Genomic DNA, 15653 nt, shown 5'->3' on the forward strand with positions numbered 1-15653 from the left:
ACGGGAGGCGCGGCGCGCTCCCGCCACGAGCCTCCCGTCCGCCGCGTCCACATGCCAGCGCCGAGGTTCCACGATTCCGGCATGTCGGCGCCGGACCGTCCCGTTCCTGAGACCCCCGCGCCACGCACGCGGCGAGTCGACGAACCGCGGCGGCCAGCGGGCAGCATCCGTCACGCTCGGCGCACCCTGGCGACAGGGAACGCCCACTCGGCGGACCGGCCGCGGCGTGTCCCGCCCACCCGCCGGACCGGCCGCGGCGTGTCCCGCCCACTCGCCGGACGGGAGGCACGGTGCCAGTCCGCCCCGCGCCTCCCGTCCGTCGCGTCGCCGGTGCCACGGCGAGTCCCGGCGAGCGGGCAGGATCCGTCAGGCTCGGCGCCGCCTGGCGACAGGGAACGCCCGCTCGGCGGGACGTGCGCGGCATGTCCTGCCCGCTCGCGCGGTCGGTCGCGCGGTCGACGGCACGACGGCGCCGACGCGGGGCGCATCGGCGGCGAGGCACGGTACGGTGGGCGCGTGTTCGGACGACGCTCCCCCGGCCCCCGCCCCGACGACTCCGGCGGGCTCGGCATCGGTGCCCTCGTGCAGGTCGTCACCCTCGACCACGGCGGCGAGCAGTGGGCGGACGAACCGATCGGGGTGATCGTCGCACCCGGCGGCGTGCAGCTCGGTGGCCTGCAGCGCACGTGGACCGTCGCCTTCGACGAGCCCGCGTACACGCAGGACGGCCGCGGCCCCTTCGAGCGCGCGACCGTCCTGGGTCGTCAGTTGGTGCCGGTCGAACCGGCAGCGGTGGACGAGGCCTAGTACTCCTCGTTGCCGCTCTTGAGCATGGCAGCGACCGCCATGCAGAGGCCCACGCCGCCGAGCACGCCGACGCCGATGATGATGCCTGCGATGAGTTCGAGCATTGTGACTCCTTGCGTTCCGGGGCCGGTGTGGCGGTGGCCGTCCTGGCCGGTGTCCAGGCTACCGGATCACGCCTCCGGCACCTGGACACGACGAGCCGTCAGCGGATGCCGCGCATGAGCCGCAGCACGGGCTTCGCGCAGAGCAGCAGGACGACGCCGACCGCGACCGCGACGAGGCCGAGCACCGTGAAGTAGGGCGCCTCGTTCGTGGGCGAGTAGTACTGCGAGAGCACCCCGGTCGCCGCCGTGCCGAGCGAGACCGAGAGGAAGAACAGCGCCACCATCTGCGTCTGGAAGCGCGGCGGCGCGAGCTTCGTCGCCACGGACTGCCCGACCGGGGACAGCAGGAGCTCGGCGAGCGTGAAGACGAGCAGGATCGCGACGAGGGCGAGCAGCGGCGTGCCGTTCTCGCCGGTGCCGGTGAAGGGCAGGAACAGCAGGAACGCGATGCCCATGATGCCGGTGCCGAGCGCGAACTTCGTCGGGGTCGACGGCTGGCGGTCGCCGAGCTTCGTCCAGATCGCCGCGGCCACTCCGGAGAGCACGATGATGAACACCGGGTTGATCGACTGCACCCAGGACACGGGCATCTCCCACCCGCCGAGCGACCGGTCCAGGCGCTGGTCGGAATACTGCGTCACGACGGTGAACTGCTGCTGGTAGAGCGACCAGAAGACCGCGCTCGCGATGAACAGGGGGATGAACGCGAGCACGCGGGAGCGCTCGTCGGCGGTGATGCCGCTGGTGAGGATCACGACGAAGTAGGCGATGGTCGCGACCACGACGACGGCGACCACCACGGTCGGCAGGTTGCCGACGTTCAGCAGACCGGTCAGCACGGCTGCGACGACCACCGCGAGGGCGACGACGACGAGTCCGCCGACGAGCGGCAGGCGACGACGGTCGACCGGGTTCGTGACGTGCCGCACCGACTCGGGCAGCTTCCGGCGGCGGATGCCGTACTGCACGAGGCCGGCGGCCATGCCGACCGCGGCGAGGCCGAAGCCGTAGTGGAACCCGAGCGTCGACTGCAGCAGGCCGGTGAGGAGGGGGCCGGCGAACGCGCCGAGGTTGACGCCGAGGTAGTAGAGCGAGAAGCCGGCATCGCGTCGGGGGTCGTCCCGGCTGTAGAGGCCGCCGACGATCGTCGTCGCGGTGGCCTTGAGCCCGCCGGACCCGAGGGCGATGAGCACGAGCCCGACCCCGACCCCGGTCACGCCCGGGATGAGCGCGAGCGCGATGTGCCCGGCCATGACCACGACGGCGCTGCCGAACAGGGTCCGGTCGGCACCGATCAACCGGTCGGCGACCCAGGCCCCGATGATCGTGAAGAGGTAGACGGCCCCGCCGTACGCGCCCATGATGCCGTTCGCGATGCCCTCGTCGATGCCGAGCCCGCCGCGCGTGACGGTGTAGTACATGTAGATGAGGACGATGCCCTGCATCCCGTAGAACGAGAACCGCTCCCAGAGCTCCACCGCGAAGGGCGTCGACAGCTCGAAGGGCTGCCCGAAGAAGGTGCGTGGCTGCGCCGGAGCGCTCGCCGGGGTGGTGCGGGACATCCCTCCATCGTGCCCCGCCCCACCGCCGACGGGCCAATCGGGTCGGGGTCCGCACAACCCGGCTCCGGCGGGTCTTGGAGGGTTCCCACGACCGTGGTCGGGGTCCGCCGGTCCCGCTTGTGCACCCGCACGGCGTTCGACGAACACACGGTCGCAGTGCCTAGCGTGTGGAGTGCAACACGGTCAGCGCAGTCCAGGAAGGCTCCCCCATGGTCGACACCGCTCCCGCACACCTCACCTCGACGCCCGCGGCCGAGGCCCCCGACGCCGACGCCACCGGCGACCCGGCGGCGGGTACCCCGGTCGGCGCGACGGACACCGACGTCCGCATCGACACGACGCTGCTCGGCGAGCTCCTGCTCGGACGCTGGGCGGAGGACCGCCGGATCTCCCGTCGGCTCACCCTCGACCCGGGCCTGCACAAGATCGAGGGCCAGCCGGTCCCCGAGCACCGCGCCCGTACGCTCGAGCAGCTCCGCGTGCTCGTCGACGCGGGGGCGATCCAGCGACCGTACCCGACCGAGTTCGGCGGGCAGGAGAACCACGGCGGCAACCTCGCGGCGTTCGAGGAGCTGACGACGGCGGACCCCTCGCTGCAGATCAAGGCGGGCGTGCAGTGGGGCCTGTTCGGCTCCGCCGTCCACCACCTCGGCACCGAGCGCAACCACCGGGAGTTCCTGCCCGGCATCATCCGGTTCGACGTGCCCGGCTGCTTCGCGATGACCGAGACCGGGCACGGCTCGGACGTCCAGAGCATCGCCACGACCGCCACCTACGACGCGGCGACGCAGGAGTTCGTGGTCCACACGCCGTTCCGCGGCGCGTGGAAGGACTACATCGGCAACGCCGCACTGCACGGCCGGGCGGCCGTCGTGTTCGCGAAGCTCGTCACGCAGGGCGTCGACCACGGCGTGCACGCGTTCTACGTCCCCCTGCGCGACGCCGAGGGTGCGTTCCTGCCCGGCGTCGGCGGTGAGGACGACGGCGTCAAGGGCGGCCTGAACGGCATCGACAACGGCCGCCTGTGGTTCGACCACGTGCGGGTCCCCCGGACGAACCTGCTGAACCGCTACGGCGACGTCGCCGAGGACGGCACGTACAGCTCGCCGATCGCCTCGCCCGGTCGTCGGTTCTTCACCATGCTCGGCACGCTCGTGCAGGGGCGGGTGTCGCTCGACGGTGCCGCGGTCGTGGCGCAGAAGCTCGCGCTGCAGATCGCGCTGACGTACGCCGCGGAGCGTCGGCAGTTCCCGACCGGTGGCGGTGACGAGGGCGTCCTGCTCGACTACGGTCGCCACCAGCGTCGCCTGATCCCGCGCCTGGCCACGGTGTTCGCGCAGTCGTTCGCGCACGAGCAGCTCCTGCAGACCTTCGACGACGTCTTCAGCGGACGGAAGGACACGCCGGAGCGCCGCGAGGACCTCGAGACCCAGGCGGCGGCGTTCAAGTCGATGTCGACCTGGTCGGCGCTCGACACCCTGCAGGAGTGCCGCGAGGCCTGCGGCGGGGCCGGCTTCCTCGCCGAGAACCGCCTGACCGGGCTGCGCGCGGACCTCGACGTCTACGTGACCTTCGAGGGCGACAACACGATCCTGCTGCAGCTGGTCGGGAAGCGACTGCTCACCGACTTCCGCGCCCGGGCTCCGCGCGACGCCGCGTCCACCGCGCGGTTCGTGGCCGCCCAGGCCGCGTCGAAGCTCGCGGACGCGTCCGGCCTTCGACGACTCGGGCAGACCGTCGCCGACCGCGGGTCCCTCGCGGCGAGCGTCACCGACCTGCAGGACCCGCGCACGCAGCGCGCCCTGCTCGCCGGCCGCGTCGACACGATGGTCGCCGAGATCGGCATCCGCCTGGCCTCGGCGGGCAAGGACCGCGCCCGTGCCGCGAAGCTGCTGAACCGCTCCCAGCACGAGCTCATCGAGGCCGCGAAGGCGCACGCCGAGCTCATGCAGTGGGACGCCTTCACCGAGGCCATCGAGTCGGTCGCCCCCGGGGACACCCGCCGTGTCCTGGTCTGGCTCCGTGACCTGTTCGCCCTCGGGCTGCTCGAGCAGCACCTCGACTGGCACCTCCTGCACGGTCGGCTCACGGCGCAGCGAGCCCGTGCGGTCTCGGCCTACGTCGACCGCCTCGTCGCCCGGATCCGTCCGGTCGTGCCGCAGCTCGTCGAGTCGTTCGGCTACGCCCCGGAGCACGTCCGCGCGCCGATCGCCCTCGGCGAGGAGCGTGCGCGACAGGAGGAGGCCGCCGCCTGGTTCGCGGCCGAGGCAGCAGCGGGACGGCTGCCCGAGCAGGAGAAGAAGCCGCGGCCGTGATCAACCCCGGAGGGTTGATACCCGCGGAATCAACCTTGTAGGGTTGACGGCGGAGGCGATGTGTACGCGGTGACGGTGGACCAGGTGGGGAGTCGCTCGGACGACGACCGCGTCGAGACGGCGATGCGGTCGGTCCGCGACGCCGTCGGCGACCGGTTCGTCCTCGCACCCGAACGCACGGCGGGCGACGAGTTCCAGTTCCTGCTCGACGACGCTGCCGCCGCGCTCGACGTCGTCCTCGCCCTGTCGCGTGCGGGCGGCTGGAGCGTCGGCGTCGGCATCGGCGACGTCGAGGAACCGCTCCCGGAGTCGACGCGGGCGGCCCGGGGCGAGGCCTTCGTCCGGGCGCGCGACGCGGTCGAGCGCGCGAAGGAGGTCCCCGAGCACGTGGCGCTCGAGGTGGCCGGTGACCGGCGCCTCCGCACGGCCGACGTCGAGCCGCTCGTCGCCCAGACCGTCCGGGCGCGCGAGCGCCGGTCCCCCGAGGGCTGGGAGCTGGCCGACCTCGTGCGCGACGGCCACTCGCGGACCGAGGCCGCGCGACTGCTCGGGATCACTCCGCAGGCGGTCGCGAAGCGGTGGACCGCCGCGGACCTCCGCTCGGACGACGCCGTCCACGCGGCCCTCGTGCGCCTGCTCGCCGAAGCGGACCTGCCGGCATGACGCCCTGGATCGTCGGGTCGGTCGTCCTGTTCGTCGTCGCCGTCTTCAGCGTCGTGCACCGCGTGCCCCCGCTCGTCCGGGCCGTCCCGGCGCTCGTCGCCGTCGTCGTCGTGCTCGGCGGGCACCTGCTCGAGCTCGTCCCCGCCGCCCCCACGACGGCCGTCCGCGTGCTCGCCGTCACCTCCGTCGCGGCCGTCGGGGTGCTCGCGGGCAGTGCCGTCACCGGGGCCGTCCTGACCCTGGCGGTCCGCGACGGGGTCGAACGCGGTCCGCACGGCGGCATCCTCGTCTCGCGTGCCGACGAGCCGGCCGTCGCGCGCCGCCGCCCCGAGGTGCTCCGCGGCGGTGCCGCGATCGGCTTCCTCGAACGCTTCGCGGTCGTCGGTGCCGTGCTCGTCGGTCGACTCGAGATCGTCGCCGCGGTGATCGCGGTCAAGGGCCTCGGGCGCTTCAGCGAACTCGACTCGGCGGAGGCGCGGGAACGGTTCATCGTCGGCACGCTCACGAGCATCTGCTGGGCGGGCCTCGCCGCCTGGGCGGCGATCGGTCTGCGGTAGCCCGGATCAGGCGTCGTCGCGGCGCCGACGCTCGCCGAGCGCGGCACGCAGGCGCGCCTCGGCGTCGTCCGCCCCGACCGACCCGGTACCGCTCGCGGCGGCCGCAGCGGCCTCGGCGTTCGCCTCGATCACGGCGCGGACGACCTCCTCGCGCTGGATCTTCACCCCGCGCGGTGCGTCGATGCCGATCCGGACGCCGTCGCCGCGGCTGTCGAGCACCGTGATGACGATGTCGTCACCGACGAGGATCCGCTCGCCGACCTTCCGCGTGAGTACCAGCACCCCGTCAGCCTAGCGACAGGACGGGCACCCCCATCAGGTGCACCGACTCCGGCGTGGCGGTCTCCCCCGCCCCGATCGCGACGACACCGGCGACCGTGGTCCTCGCGGCGACCGCGGCGACCATGCTCCGCGTGTCCTCGGGCTTCCGTCCGACGTCGACCACGACCCACACCTGGTCGGCCGCGAGTCCCTCCGTCGTGGCCGCGTCGTCCCACGCGGCGACCCCGAGCAGCGCGTGGCCGTTCCGGACCCCGTCGGCGCGCGCGAGGATGCCCGACCGCCGGTCCGCGGCGTCGGTCGGTCGCAGGCCGTACCGTCCGGCGAAGACGCCGGCCGCCGCGTCGACGTCCGTCGGCCGTCCCACCAGCAGGACGAGGTCGCCGTCCGCGGCGAGCACGGCCGGCAGCGGGAGCACGGCCGGCACCGGGAGCGCCTGCACCGGCAGCGCGGTCGGGACGGGTGGGACGGACGGCACCGGCGGCAGGGCGGTGACCACCGGCACGTCCGTCACGGGCGCGGCGACCGGCACCGCGCCTCCCGGCAGCTCCGTCCCGTCCTGGAGGCGCGACCCACCCCCGTCGACCCGGCCCGCGTCGGCGACGGCCCGGTCGGGGCGCGGGTCGCCCGTCGTGATCCCGTCCGCCGCGAAGCCGTCGAGCACCGACGCGAACGCGTCGGCCCGCGTCGTCGCCGTGCCGTCGCCAGCGGCGATCCGCGCCTCGGCGGCCTCGGCGTCGGCGAGGAGCGCCGCGATCCCGACGCGCACGACCGGCCCGTCCGCGATCGCGACGCGGGCGGTCGGCGGATCGAGCGGGTCCGGGACCTCGACGACGGCCTCGACGTGCGACCGCCGGAACATCCCCCCGATGCCGGGCGACGTGACGCGCTCGGCGGAGACGATGCGGGCGCCGGCACCGAACTCGGCCCGGACGGCGTCGCGCACCGCCTCGAGCGTCGGGCCCTCACGCAGCGATCGGATCGGCGGCACGGACCACCCCCACGGTCTCGATGGTGGAGCCCGCAGCGGTGGCCTCCTGGTACGACAGCACGGGCAGCCCGTTCGCCTGCGCCGACACCATCCGGTGCACGGCGGGGCGGAGCTGCGGCGCGCAGACGAGGACGGCGGACAGGCCCTGCTCCTCGACGCTGCGGACGGCGTCACGGAGCGAGCCGAGCACCTGCTCGATGCGGTGCGCGTCGAGCACGATCTGGCTGCCCTGCTCGGACGGGCGGAGTCCCTCGAGCATGGCCTGCTCGAGCAGCGGGTCGATCATGATGACCCGCAGCGTCCCGGACTCGGCGTGCCGCGCGGGCAGCGCCGGACCGAGGGCGGCACGGGCGGCCTCGACGAGGCCCTCCGGATCGGTGGAGACCTTCGCGCGGAGCGTCAGCGCCTCGCAGATGCGGCCGAGGTCGTTGATCGGCACGCGCTCGACGAGCAGCCCCTGCAGGACGCGCTGGACCTCGGCGAGGGAGAGCATGCCGGGCACGAGCTCCTCGACCGCCGCGGGGTTGACCTGCTTGACGCCCTCGGTGAGCACCTTGACGTCCTCGCGCGTGAGCAGCCGGGCGGCGTTGTCGCCGATCACGGCCTGCAGGTGCGTGACGAGCACGGAGACCCGGTCGATCACGGTCGCGCCGGTCATCTCCGCGGCGTGCCGGAGCTCGGCGGGCACCCACTTGCCGGCGAGACCGAACACCGGCTCGACGGTGACGGCGCCGGGGAGCCCGTCGAGCTGGTCGCCGAGCGCCAGGACGCTCCGGGCCGGTGCGGTGCCCCGACCGGCCTCGACGCCGGCGATGCGGATCGCGTAGGTCGACGGCGGGAGCTCGATGCTGTCGCGGGTGCGGACGGGCGGCACGACGATGCCCATGTCGACCGCGATCTTCCGCCGGAGCGCGCGGACCCGGCCGAGGAGGTCGTCGGACGAGCCGGACACCATGTCGACGAGGTCGGGGGCGAGCAGGATCTCGAGGGCGTGCACGCGCATCTGCTCGAGGAGGTCCTCCGGCGAGTCCGACGAGGGAGCGGCGGCCTCGAGGGCCTGCTGCTGTGCGGCGGCGGCCTCCCGCTCCTTCGCCTGCCGGGACAGCCGCCAGCCGGCGAACAGGAGCCCGGCGCCGATGAGCAGGAACGGCACGATCGGCATGCCCGGGATGAAGCCCATCGCGATCGCGGCGACACCGGCGATCATGAGCGCGTTCCGCGACTGCGTGAGCTGCGTCGTCGCCGAGGCGCCGATCTCGGTCTCCGCGCCGGACCGCGTGACGATCATGCCGGTCGACACCGCCATGAGGAGCGCGGGGATCTGCGACACGAGCCCGTCGCCGATCGTCAGGATGCCGTACTTCGACAGCGCGTCGGTGACCGACAGCCCGTTCTGCAGCATCCCGATGGCGACGCCGCCGAGCATGTTGATGACGAGGATGAGGATGCCGGCGATGGCGTCACCCTTGACGAACTTCGACGCACCGTCCATCGCGCCGTAGAAGTCGGCCTCGGCGGAGACCGCCGCGCGGCGCTCCTTGGCCTCGGCGTCGGTGATGAGCCCGGCGTTGAGGTCGGCGTCGATCGCCATCTGCTTGCCGGGCATCGCGTCGAGGGTGAAGCGGGCGCCGACCTCGGCCACGCGCTCGGCGCCCTTCGTGACGACGACGAACTGGATGACGACGAGGATGAGGAAGACGACCGAGCCGATGATGATCGACCCCGACACGGCGACGTGCCCGAACGCCTGGATGACGTCGCCGGCGAAGCCCTCGCCGAGCACCAGACGGGTCGACGCCACGTTGAGGCCGAGGCGGAAGAGCGTCGCGACGAGCAGCAGGGACGGGAACACCGAGAAGTCGAGCGGCTTCTTCACGAACAGCGTCGTGAGGAGGATCACCAGCGCCAGCAGGATGTTCAGGATGATGAGCACGTCGAGCAGGAACGACGGCACCGGCAGGATCAGCAGCAGGACGATGCCGACGATGAAGACCGGGACGGCGAGCTTGGGGAGGTCCTTGCGGTTCATGCGGGTGCCCCTTCGGTGGACGGGCTGGTGGAACGGTCGGTGGGACGGGGTGCGCGGAGGCGCCGCGGGCGGGCGTCGCCGCTGAGCGTGGCGGGGTCGAGCACGGTGGCGACCTCGTCGGGCGTCGTCGGGCGCGGGGCCGCGTGCGTGCCGGACGCGGCACCGCGGGCCTTGAGGGTCATCACGAAGGACAGGACGCGGGCGACGGGCGTGTAGAGGTCGACCGGGACCTCCTGGCCGAGGTCGCACGCGGCGTGCAGCGCACGGGTGAGCGGGACGTCGCGGACGATGGGCACCCGGCACTCCTCGGCCTTCGCACGGATGACGTCGGCGACCGGACCGGCGCCCTTCGCCGTGACGCGGGGAGCCGACTTCCCGGGCTCGTACCGGAGCGCGACGGCGAAGTGCGTAGGGTTCGTCATGACGACGTCGGCGTCACCGATCGCCGCGACCATCCGGTTGCGGCTCATCGCGAGCTGTCGGGAGCGTCGCTGGGACTTCACGAGCGGGTCGCCGTCGGTGCGCTTCGACTCGTCCTTGACCTCCTGCTTCGTCATCATCGTGCGCTTGCGGTTGCGGCGCACGACGACGAGCACGTCGATCGCGGCGAGCAGCAGACCGGCCGCGACGGCGGCGCGGAGCAGGGTGCCGGCGCCCCCCTTCGCCGCGTCGAGCACGGACGACAGCGGCAGGGATCCGCTCGACATGAGGACCGGGACGAGCGACTGCACGGCGAACCAGAGCACGAGTCCGACGACCGCGGTCTTCAGCAGGGCCTTCACGCCGTTCCAGAGCGCCTGCACGCCGAACACGCGCTTCACGCCGGCCACGGGGTCGAAGTGGTCCGGCTGCGGGGCCATCCGTCGGAAGTGCACGCCGCCCTGCGCGACCGAGACCGCCGCGACGGCCACCGCGACGACGGCGAGCATCGGGCCGATCGTCCCGCCGATCGAGGCCAGTGCGTCGGCGAGGGCCTCGCGCACGGCGGGCACCGTCGGGTCGGCGATCACCCGCTGGACCACGCGGAGCTGCTGCTCCCCCGCGCCGGCGGCACTGCCGATCGTCGCGGGCATGACGAGCGCCGCCATCGCGATGCCGACCCAGGCGCTGAGGTCCTGCGACCGGCCGAGCTGCCCCTTGTGGTGCACCTCGCGCATGCGCTGCTGGGTCGCCTGCTCGGACCGCTCGCCGCTGCCACCGTCGGACACGTCGCCTCACCCCCGCCCGGTGATCGCGGCCACCGCGTCGCCCGTGAGCGAGGACACGACGGCCGGGAGGGCCATGAAGAGCGCACCGGCGAACACCACGGTCAGCCCGATCTTGATCGGGAAGCCCATCTGGAATGCGTTCAGCGCGGGGGCGACACGGGTGAGCAGACCGAGCCCGACGTCGGCGAGGAAGAGCACCACGACGAGCGGTCCGGCGATCTGCAGCGCGGACAGGAACATCTGACCCGCCGCCGCGACCAGGACGGACGCGAATCCGCCGAGTGCGAAGGTGCCCGGGCTGCCGTCGGCGGTGACGAGGGGCACGGCGTCGAACGACCGCACGAGCCCGGCGACGATGAGCTGGTAGCCGCCGCTGGCGAACAGGAGCGCGAGCGAGGCCATCTGGAACAGGCGGGTGAACTGCGCACCGTTGACCTGCGACTGCGGGTCGTACGCCTGCGCGAGGGTGAAGCCGCCGAACAGGTCGACGAGTCCGCCCGCGGACTGCACGGCCGCGAACACCAGGTAGACGAGGAAGCCGAGGCCGAGCCCGACGACGAGCTGGGTGAGCAGGGCGAGCAGGAAGCCCGCCGTGTCGAGCGACGTGTAGCCGAGCCCGACGCGGGGCGCGACACCGATCGCCAGGCCCAGCCCGAGGATGATCTTCACGGTGCCGGGGAACGCCTTGTACGCGAACGGCGGCGCGATCACGAAGAACGCGACGAGGCGGACGCCGGTGAGCATCGTGGCCTCGATCCGGTCCGCGTCGATGACGAGGTCCACGGCTAGGTCCCCAGCAGCTTCGGGATCATGTCGAAGGCGACGTGGGTGAACGCCACCATCTCCGCGATCATCCAGTTGCCGCAGACGACGAGCGCGATCGCGACGGCGACCGCCTTCGGCACGAACGAGAGCGTGACCTCCTGGATCTGCGTGACCGACTGGAACAGCGAGATCGCGAACCCGACGACGAGCGACGTGACGAGCACGGGCGCGGCGAGCTTCGCCGACACCAGGAGCGCCTGGAGGGTGAGGTCGATGACCGCCTGCTGGTTCATCAGCGCACCACCTGGTAGCTCTCGATGAGGGACGTGATGATGAGTCCCCACCCGTCGACGAGGACGAACAGCAGGATCTTGAACGGCAGCGAGATCATCACCGGCGGGAGCATCATCATGCCCATCGACATGAGCGCCGCGGAGACGACGAGGTCGATCACGAGGAACGGGATGAAGATGACGAACCCGATGATGAAGGCGCTCCGCAGCTCGGAGATGACGAAGGCGGGGATGACGGTGGTCATCGGGACGGCGTCCAGGTCCTTCGGGTTCGCCTGACCGGCGGCGCGGGTGATGAGCGCGACGTCCTCCTGGCGCGTCTGGTGGAGCATGAACGTCCGCAGCGGCTTCGTGCCGACCTCGACGGCCTTCGCGAAGTCGATGTGCCCCGCCAGGTAGGGCTGCAGGGCGTCGTCGTTGATGTGCCCGAGGACCGGCGCCATCACGAACAGCGACAGGAAGAGCGCCAGTCCCGCGATCACCTGGTTCGGCGGGATGCCCTGCAGGCCGAGGGCGTTCCGGGTCATCGCCAGCACGACGAAGATCTTCGTGAACGACGTCATCATGAGCAGCAGGGCCGGGGCGACGCTCAGCAGCGTGATGCCGAGCAGGGTCACGATCGCGGACGACGGCGCGCCGTCGGGGCCGTTCACGCTGACGCTGAAGTCGCCGTTCGTCGGGGCCGTCGGCGTCGCGGGTGCGGTGGGGGCGGTGACACCGGCGGCGTGCGCACCGCCGGCGGAGAGGAGCAGGAAGCCGGCGACCATCGCCAGCCCGAGGACGACGAGGGTGAGGGTGCGGCCGGTCCGCAGCGCGGCCGTCACCCGGCCCGCCGGCCCCGGAGCGCGGCCGCGGCCTGCCGCCACGTGTCCGCGGACAGGACGGAGCCCTGCAGTTGCTGCGCGGTGGGCACGACGGTGCGGCCCGGGCGACGGGCCGATCCGCGGGGCCGCATGGGCAACGGCGTCGCCGTGTCGGCCGGGAGGACCGTGGCGGCACGGTCCTGCCGCTCCAGTTCCGCACGGAACCGGTCGGCGGACGGGGCCGCCGGTGCGGGCTCGGGTGCGACAGGTGCGACGGGTGGGACGGGTGGGACGGGCGCGACGGTCGGCAGGACGACCGGACCGGTGACGATGCTGAGCTCGGGGGCCGGGGTCGGGCCGCTCCGCAGCAAGGAGACGCTCTGCTCGGAGACGCCGAGCACGAGGCGCTCGCCCTCGACGTCCACGACGACGACGCTGGCCTTGCCGCCGATGCCCTGGCGACCGACGACCTCGACCGCGGCGGACCGACGACCGCGGCCCTTCGCCGCGGCCCCGAGGCCGCCCTTCGTCGCACGACGGTGCAGCACCCACATCAGGGCGAGCACGACGCCGAGCGAGACGGCGACCCGGAGGGCCATCCAGAGGGTGTCCACGGATCAGACCGTCTCGGCGACGTCGAGGATCTTGGTGATGCGGACCGCGTAGTCCTGGTCGACGACGACGACCTCGCCGTGCGCGATGAGCCGGCCGTTCAGCAGGACGTCCGCTGGGGCGCCGGCGCTCCGGTCGAGCTCGACGACGGCGCCGGGCTCCATGCCGAGGACGTCGCGGACCGACATCCGGGTGCGCCCGATCTCGACCGTCAGGGTCATCTCGACGTTGTTGATCCGGCCGAGGTTGCCGGTGGGCAGCGCGCCCGCGACCGCCGGTGCCGACACGGTGCCGTTCTCGCGGACCCGGATGCCGAACCAGCCCCCGGCGACGCCACCGGCGGTGAGCTCGAAGACCACCGTGTCGGGGTCGGCGAACAGGGACGCGGCGGACTCCCGCCGGGCGTCGCCGAGCACACCGACGCCGAGCACGCCGGCGGCGGCCTCGAGCGACGGACGGAGCACGTCGGTCACGTCGACCAGGGCGGCGTCGGCACCACCGGCGGCGACGACCGCGGCGAGGTCGGTGAGGACCAGCGCGAGGTCCGCGGAGAGTCCGCCGACGAACGAGGCGACCACGCCGTCCACCGCGGCCTCGAGGGCGACGGGAGCCGCGCCTCCCGGCAGGAGGACGGCGGTCAGCGGGGCGGCCGTCGGGAGCTGCGCCGCGAGCGACTCGGCCGCGGTGGCGTGGAGGGTGGTGGTGGCGCTCATGCGTGCTGCTCCGGATCGGTGGTGGTGACGACGATGCCGGCGAGGCGCGAGCCGTTCGCGCCGACGGCGGCGGTGCCGACGGGTTCGCCGTCGACCGCGATGGTGAGGGGGCGGTGCTGCGGGTGCGGCAGCGGCAGGACGTCGCCGACGGCGAGCCGGAGGACCTGCGTCGGCAGGACGGCGGCCGGCGCGAAGTGCAGGCTGACGCCCACGGGCACGTTCGCGAGCTGGGCGTCGAGCAGGACCTTCGCGTCGGCGGCGGAGACGCTCGTGGTGTCCTCGCCGAGCTGCGGGAGCACCGCCTCGGCGGGCAGCGCGAGCGTGCCCGGCGCCACGCGGTCGCCGACGCGGATCGAGAAGGACGCCACGATCATCAGGTCGCCCTTCTGCGCGGCCTGGGCGAACTGGCTGTTGAACTGGAAGCCACCGGTCGTGACGTCGTGCGCGAGGAGGCCGCCGAACGAGTACCGGAGGTCGTCGAGGGCGTCCTCGACGATCTTGCGGACGAGGGCCTGCTCGATGGGGGTGAAGGTGCGCTCCGGGGTCGGCAGCGGCTTCGACGCGCCGAGCGCGTGCGACACCCACGTGAGCGCGGCGTCGAGCGGGACCTGCAGCACGCCCTTCGGTGCCGTCTCCGCGATCGGCAGCAGCACCATGCCGGTCAGGGCGGGCAGGGAGGCGGCGTACTCGTCGTACGTCGTGAGCTCGACCTGCTCGCACGTGACCTGGCTGACGGCACGCACCTTGGCCGTGAGCTGCGTGCCCCACTGGCGCGCGAACGTCTCGAAGGCGAGCTCGAGGACCCGTGCGTGCTCGCGGGCGAGCGTCGACGGGCGCGCGAAGTCGTACACCTCGGGCGCGGGCAGGGTCTCGGTCACGGGTGCGTCTGTCGGCCGCTGTGCATCGGCCGTCAGTGCTGTACCCCGTACTGGGGCGGTGGCGACACGGGTGCCGGTACCGCCCCGACGCCCGGCGCGGCGGGGTGGGATCGGGTGGTGCGGATCCTGTCCGCGAGCGGTCTAGCCCTGTCGTGCTCCGTCCTGCGCCTTCGCCAGCGCCGGCATCAGGGCGCTCACGTCCTGGTCCTGGTTCGACAGCACGACGATGTCGACCCGACGGTTGAGCGTGTTGTCCGCGTCGCTGACGCCCCGGGCGAGCGGGCGGCTCGACCCGAAGCCGACGCTCTGCACGTGGTCCGCGGGCATCCCGCCGCGCTCGACCAGGTCACGGAGCACGCCCGTCGCCCGGGCTGCGCTGAGCTCCCAGTTCGTCGCGTAGGGCGCGGTCGAGTTCCGCTGGTCGGCATGGCCCTCGACGCTCACGTCGTGCGCGCTGCTCTTCAGGACCGGCGCGATGGCGTCCATGATGCGACGCGCCTGGTCGGACAGGTCGGCGCTGTTCGTGGCGAAGTAGGTCTCGCTGCCGACGAGCCGGACGGTGAGCCCGCGGTCGTCCACGGCGAACTGCACCTTGGACGACTCGCCGGCCTTGTCCAGGTTGCCCTGGATGGCCGCCTCGATCGCCTTGAGGTCGTCGAGCTCCGACTGCGCCGCAGCGAGGTCGGCCTTCGTCGCGACCGGGGGCACCGCCGTCGACGCCGGGTCGACGTTCGTGTCCTCGGCACCCGATGCCGCCGTCGAGTGGTCGGCGTCGGACTTGTCCGTCGCGTACCCCTTGCCGTCCTTCGTCACCTGGGACTTCGACACGATCGTGCCCGACGCGGTGTCGACCTTCTCGGACTTGACCTCGCCGAAGCCGGTCGCGAGCGAGTTCTTCAGCGCGATGTACTTCTCCTGGTCCACCGACGACATGGCGAACAGCACGAGGAACATGCACATCAGGACCGTGATCATGTCCATGTACGACGCCATCCAGCGCTCGTCGGGGTGCTCGGCCTCGTCGTGACCGCCCTTCTTCCGACCGCGTCCGCGGCCGCGGGGGTTCGCGCTCAC

Annotated in this window: 16 protein-coding genes; 4 read left to right on the forward strand and 12 right to left on the reverse strand. The window is 72.9% G+C overall.

What is annotated here, in order from left to right; genetic code table 11:
- The first annotated feature begins 516 nt into the window (after nt 1-516).
- Complete coding sequence (locus tag QUG92_RS10640) at nt 517-807, forward strand: hypothetical protein (protein ID WP_289458999.1); 291 nt, start codon at nt 517-519, stop codon at nt 805-807.
- Nucleotides 808-1009: 202 nt separating this feature from the next.
- On the opposite strand, the gene QUG92_RS10645 is transcribed toward QUG92_RS10640, so the two are convergent.
- Nucleotides 1010-2473 (reverse strand): peptide MFS transporter, encoded by a 1464-nt coding sequence (locus QUG92_RS10645; protein WP_289459001.1) that lies wholly within the window; start codon nt 2471-2473, stop codon nt 1010-1012.
- Nucleotides 2474-2682: 209 nt separating this feature from the next.
- Between QUG92_RS10645 and QUG92_RS10650 the strand changes: the two genes are divergently transcribed.
- From QUG92_RS10650 to QUG92_RS10660, 3 genes are all read left to right on the forward strand, one after another.
- Complete coding sequence (locus QUG92_RS10650) at nt 2683-4788, forward strand: acyl-CoA dehydrogenase family protein (RefSeq protein WP_289459003.1); 2106 nt, start codon at nt 2683-2685, stop codon at nt 4786-4788.
- Between the two features lie 84 nt (nt 4789-4872).
- A complete protein-coding gene (locus tag QUG92_RS10655; RefSeq protein ID WP_289459006.1) occupies nt 4873-5451 on the forward strand; it encodes a DNA-binding protein in 579 nt (192 codons plus the stop codon).
- Nucleotides 5448-6008 carry a hypothetical protein gene (locus QUG92_RS10660; RefSeq protein ID WP_289459007.1) on the forward strand — a complete coding sequence of 187 codons (561 nt, stop codon included), beginning with the start codon at nt 5448-5450 and terminating at the stop codon, nt 6006-6008. Before QUG92_RS10655 ends, QUG92_RS10660 begins: the two co-directional genes overlap by 4 nt.
- A gap of 6 nt (nt 6009-6014) precedes the next feature.
- Here the strand turns inward: QUG92_RS10660 and csrA are convergent, their stop codons facing one another.
- The 11 genes from csrA to QUG92_RS10715 form a co-directional block, all read right to left on the reverse strand.
- Nucleotides 6015-6290 (reverse strand): carbon storage regulator CsrA, encoded by a 276-nt coding sequence (gene csrA / locus QUG92_RS10665; protein ID WP_069710943.1) that lies wholly within the window; start codon nt 6288-6290, stop codon nt 6015-6017.
- A gap of 4 nt (nt 6291-6294) precedes the next feature.
- Nucleotides 6295-7278 (reverse strand): hypothetical protein, encoded by a 984-nt coding sequence (locus QUG92_RS10670; RefSeq protein ID WP_289459008.1) that lies wholly within the window; start codon nt 7276-7278, stop codon nt 6295-6297.
- Nucleotides 7253-9307, reverse strand: coding sequence for a flagellar biosynthesis protein FlhA (locus QUG92_RS10675; RefSeq protein WP_289459009.1), 2055 nt, complete (start codon nt 9305-9307; stop codon nt 7253-7255). Before QUG92_RS10675 ends, QUG92_RS10670 begins: the two co-directional genes overlap by 26 nt.
- On the reverse strand, nt 9304-10515 hold the full coding sequence (locus tag QUG92_RS10680) for an EscU/YscU/HrcU family type III secretion system export apparatus switch protein (protein ID WP_289459010.1): 1212 nt from the start codon (nt 10513-10515) through the stop codon (nt 9304-9306). Before QUG92_RS10680 ends, QUG92_RS10675 begins: the two co-directional genes overlap by 4 nt.
- A gap of 6 nt (nt 10516-10521) precedes the next feature.
- Entirely contained in the window at nt 10522-11298 is a 777-nt protein-coding gene (locus tag QUG92_RS10685) for a flagellar biosynthetic protein FliR (protein ID WP_069710947.1), read from the reverse strand.
- Nucleotides 11299-11300: 2 nt separating this feature from the next.
- A complete protein-coding gene (locus tag QUG92_RS10690) occupies nt 11301-11573 on the reverse strand; it encodes a flagellar biosynthetic protein FliQ (protein ID WP_069710948.1) in 273 nt (90 codons plus the stop codon).
- Nucleotides 11573-12340, reverse strand: a complete 768-nt coding sequence (gene fliP / locus QUG92_RS10695; RefSeq protein ID WP_289459139.1) for a flagellar type III secretion system pore protein FliP — start codon at nt 12338-12340, stop codon at nt 11573-11575. The genes QUG92_RS10690 and fliP overlap by 1 nt, the downstream gene beginning before the upstream one ends.
- A gap of 53 nt (nt 12341-12393) precedes the next feature.
- Nucleotides 12394-12990 carry a FliO/MopB family protein gene (locus QUG92_RS10700; protein ID WP_289459012.1) on the reverse strand — a complete coding sequence of 199 codons (597 nt, stop codon included), beginning with the start codon at nt 12988-12990 and terminating at the stop codon, nt 12394-12396.
- A 3-nt stretch (nt 12991-12993) separates the two neighbouring features.
- The gene (fliN, locus tag QUG92_RS10705; protein ID WP_289459013.1) at nt 12994-13701 is read right to left on the reverse strand and encodes a flagellar motor switch protein FliN; all 708 of its coding nucleotides are present in this window, start codon (nt 13699-13701) and stop codon (nt 12994-12996) included.
- Nucleotides 13698-14579, reverse strand: coding sequence for a flagellar motor switch protein FliM (locus QUG92_RS10710; protein ID WP_182048044.1), 882 nt, complete (start codon nt 14577-14579; stop codon nt 13698-13700). Before QUG92_RS10710 ends, fliN begins: the two co-directional genes overlap by 4 nt.
- Nucleotides 14580-14720: 141 nt before the next feature.
- A complete protein-coding gene (locus QUG92_RS10715) occupies nt 14721-15653 on the reverse strand; it encodes an OmpA/MotB family protein (protein WP_182048045.1) in 933 nt (310 codons plus the stop codon).

It is taken from the genome of Curtobacterium citri (assembly GCF_030362955.1).
Classification (GTDB): domain Bacteria; phylum Actinomycetota; class Actinomycetes; order Actinomycetales; family Microbacteriaceae; genus Curtobacterium; species Curtobacterium citri.

What these genes read in the sequence shown, in the direction of transcription:
- fliN (WP_289459013.1), bottom strand. Translation starts at nt 13,701, where the DNA reads ATGAGCGCCACCACCACCCTCCACGCCACCGCGGCCGAGTCGCTCGCG.
- QUG92_RS10650 (WP_289459003.1), top strand. Translation starts at nt 2,683, where the DNA reads ATGGTCGACACCGCTCCCGCACACCTCACCTCGACGCCCGCGGCCGAG.
- QUG92_RS10675 (WP_289459009.1), bottom strand. Translation starts at nt 9,307, where the DNA reads ATGAACCGCAAGGACCTCCCCAAGCTCGCCGTCCCGGTCTTCATCGTC.
- QUG92_RS10690 (WP_069710948.1), bottom strand. Translation starts at nt 11,573, where the DNA reads ATGAACCAGCAGGCGGTCATCGACCTCACCCTCCAGGCGCTCCTGGTG.
- fliP (WP_289459139.1), bottom strand. Translation starts at nt 12,340, where the DNA reads ATGGTCGCCGGCTTCCTGCTCCTCTCCGCCGGCGGTGCGCACGCCGCC.
- QUG92_RS10645 (WP_289459001.1), bottom strand. Translation starts at nt 2,473, where the DNA reads ATGTCCCGCACCACCCCGGCGAGCGCTCCGGCGCAGCCACGCACCTTC.
- QUG92_RS10660 (WP_289459007.1), top strand. Translation starts at nt 5,448, where the DNA reads ATGACGCCCTGGATCGTCGGGTCGGTCGTCCTGTTCGTCGTCGCCGTC.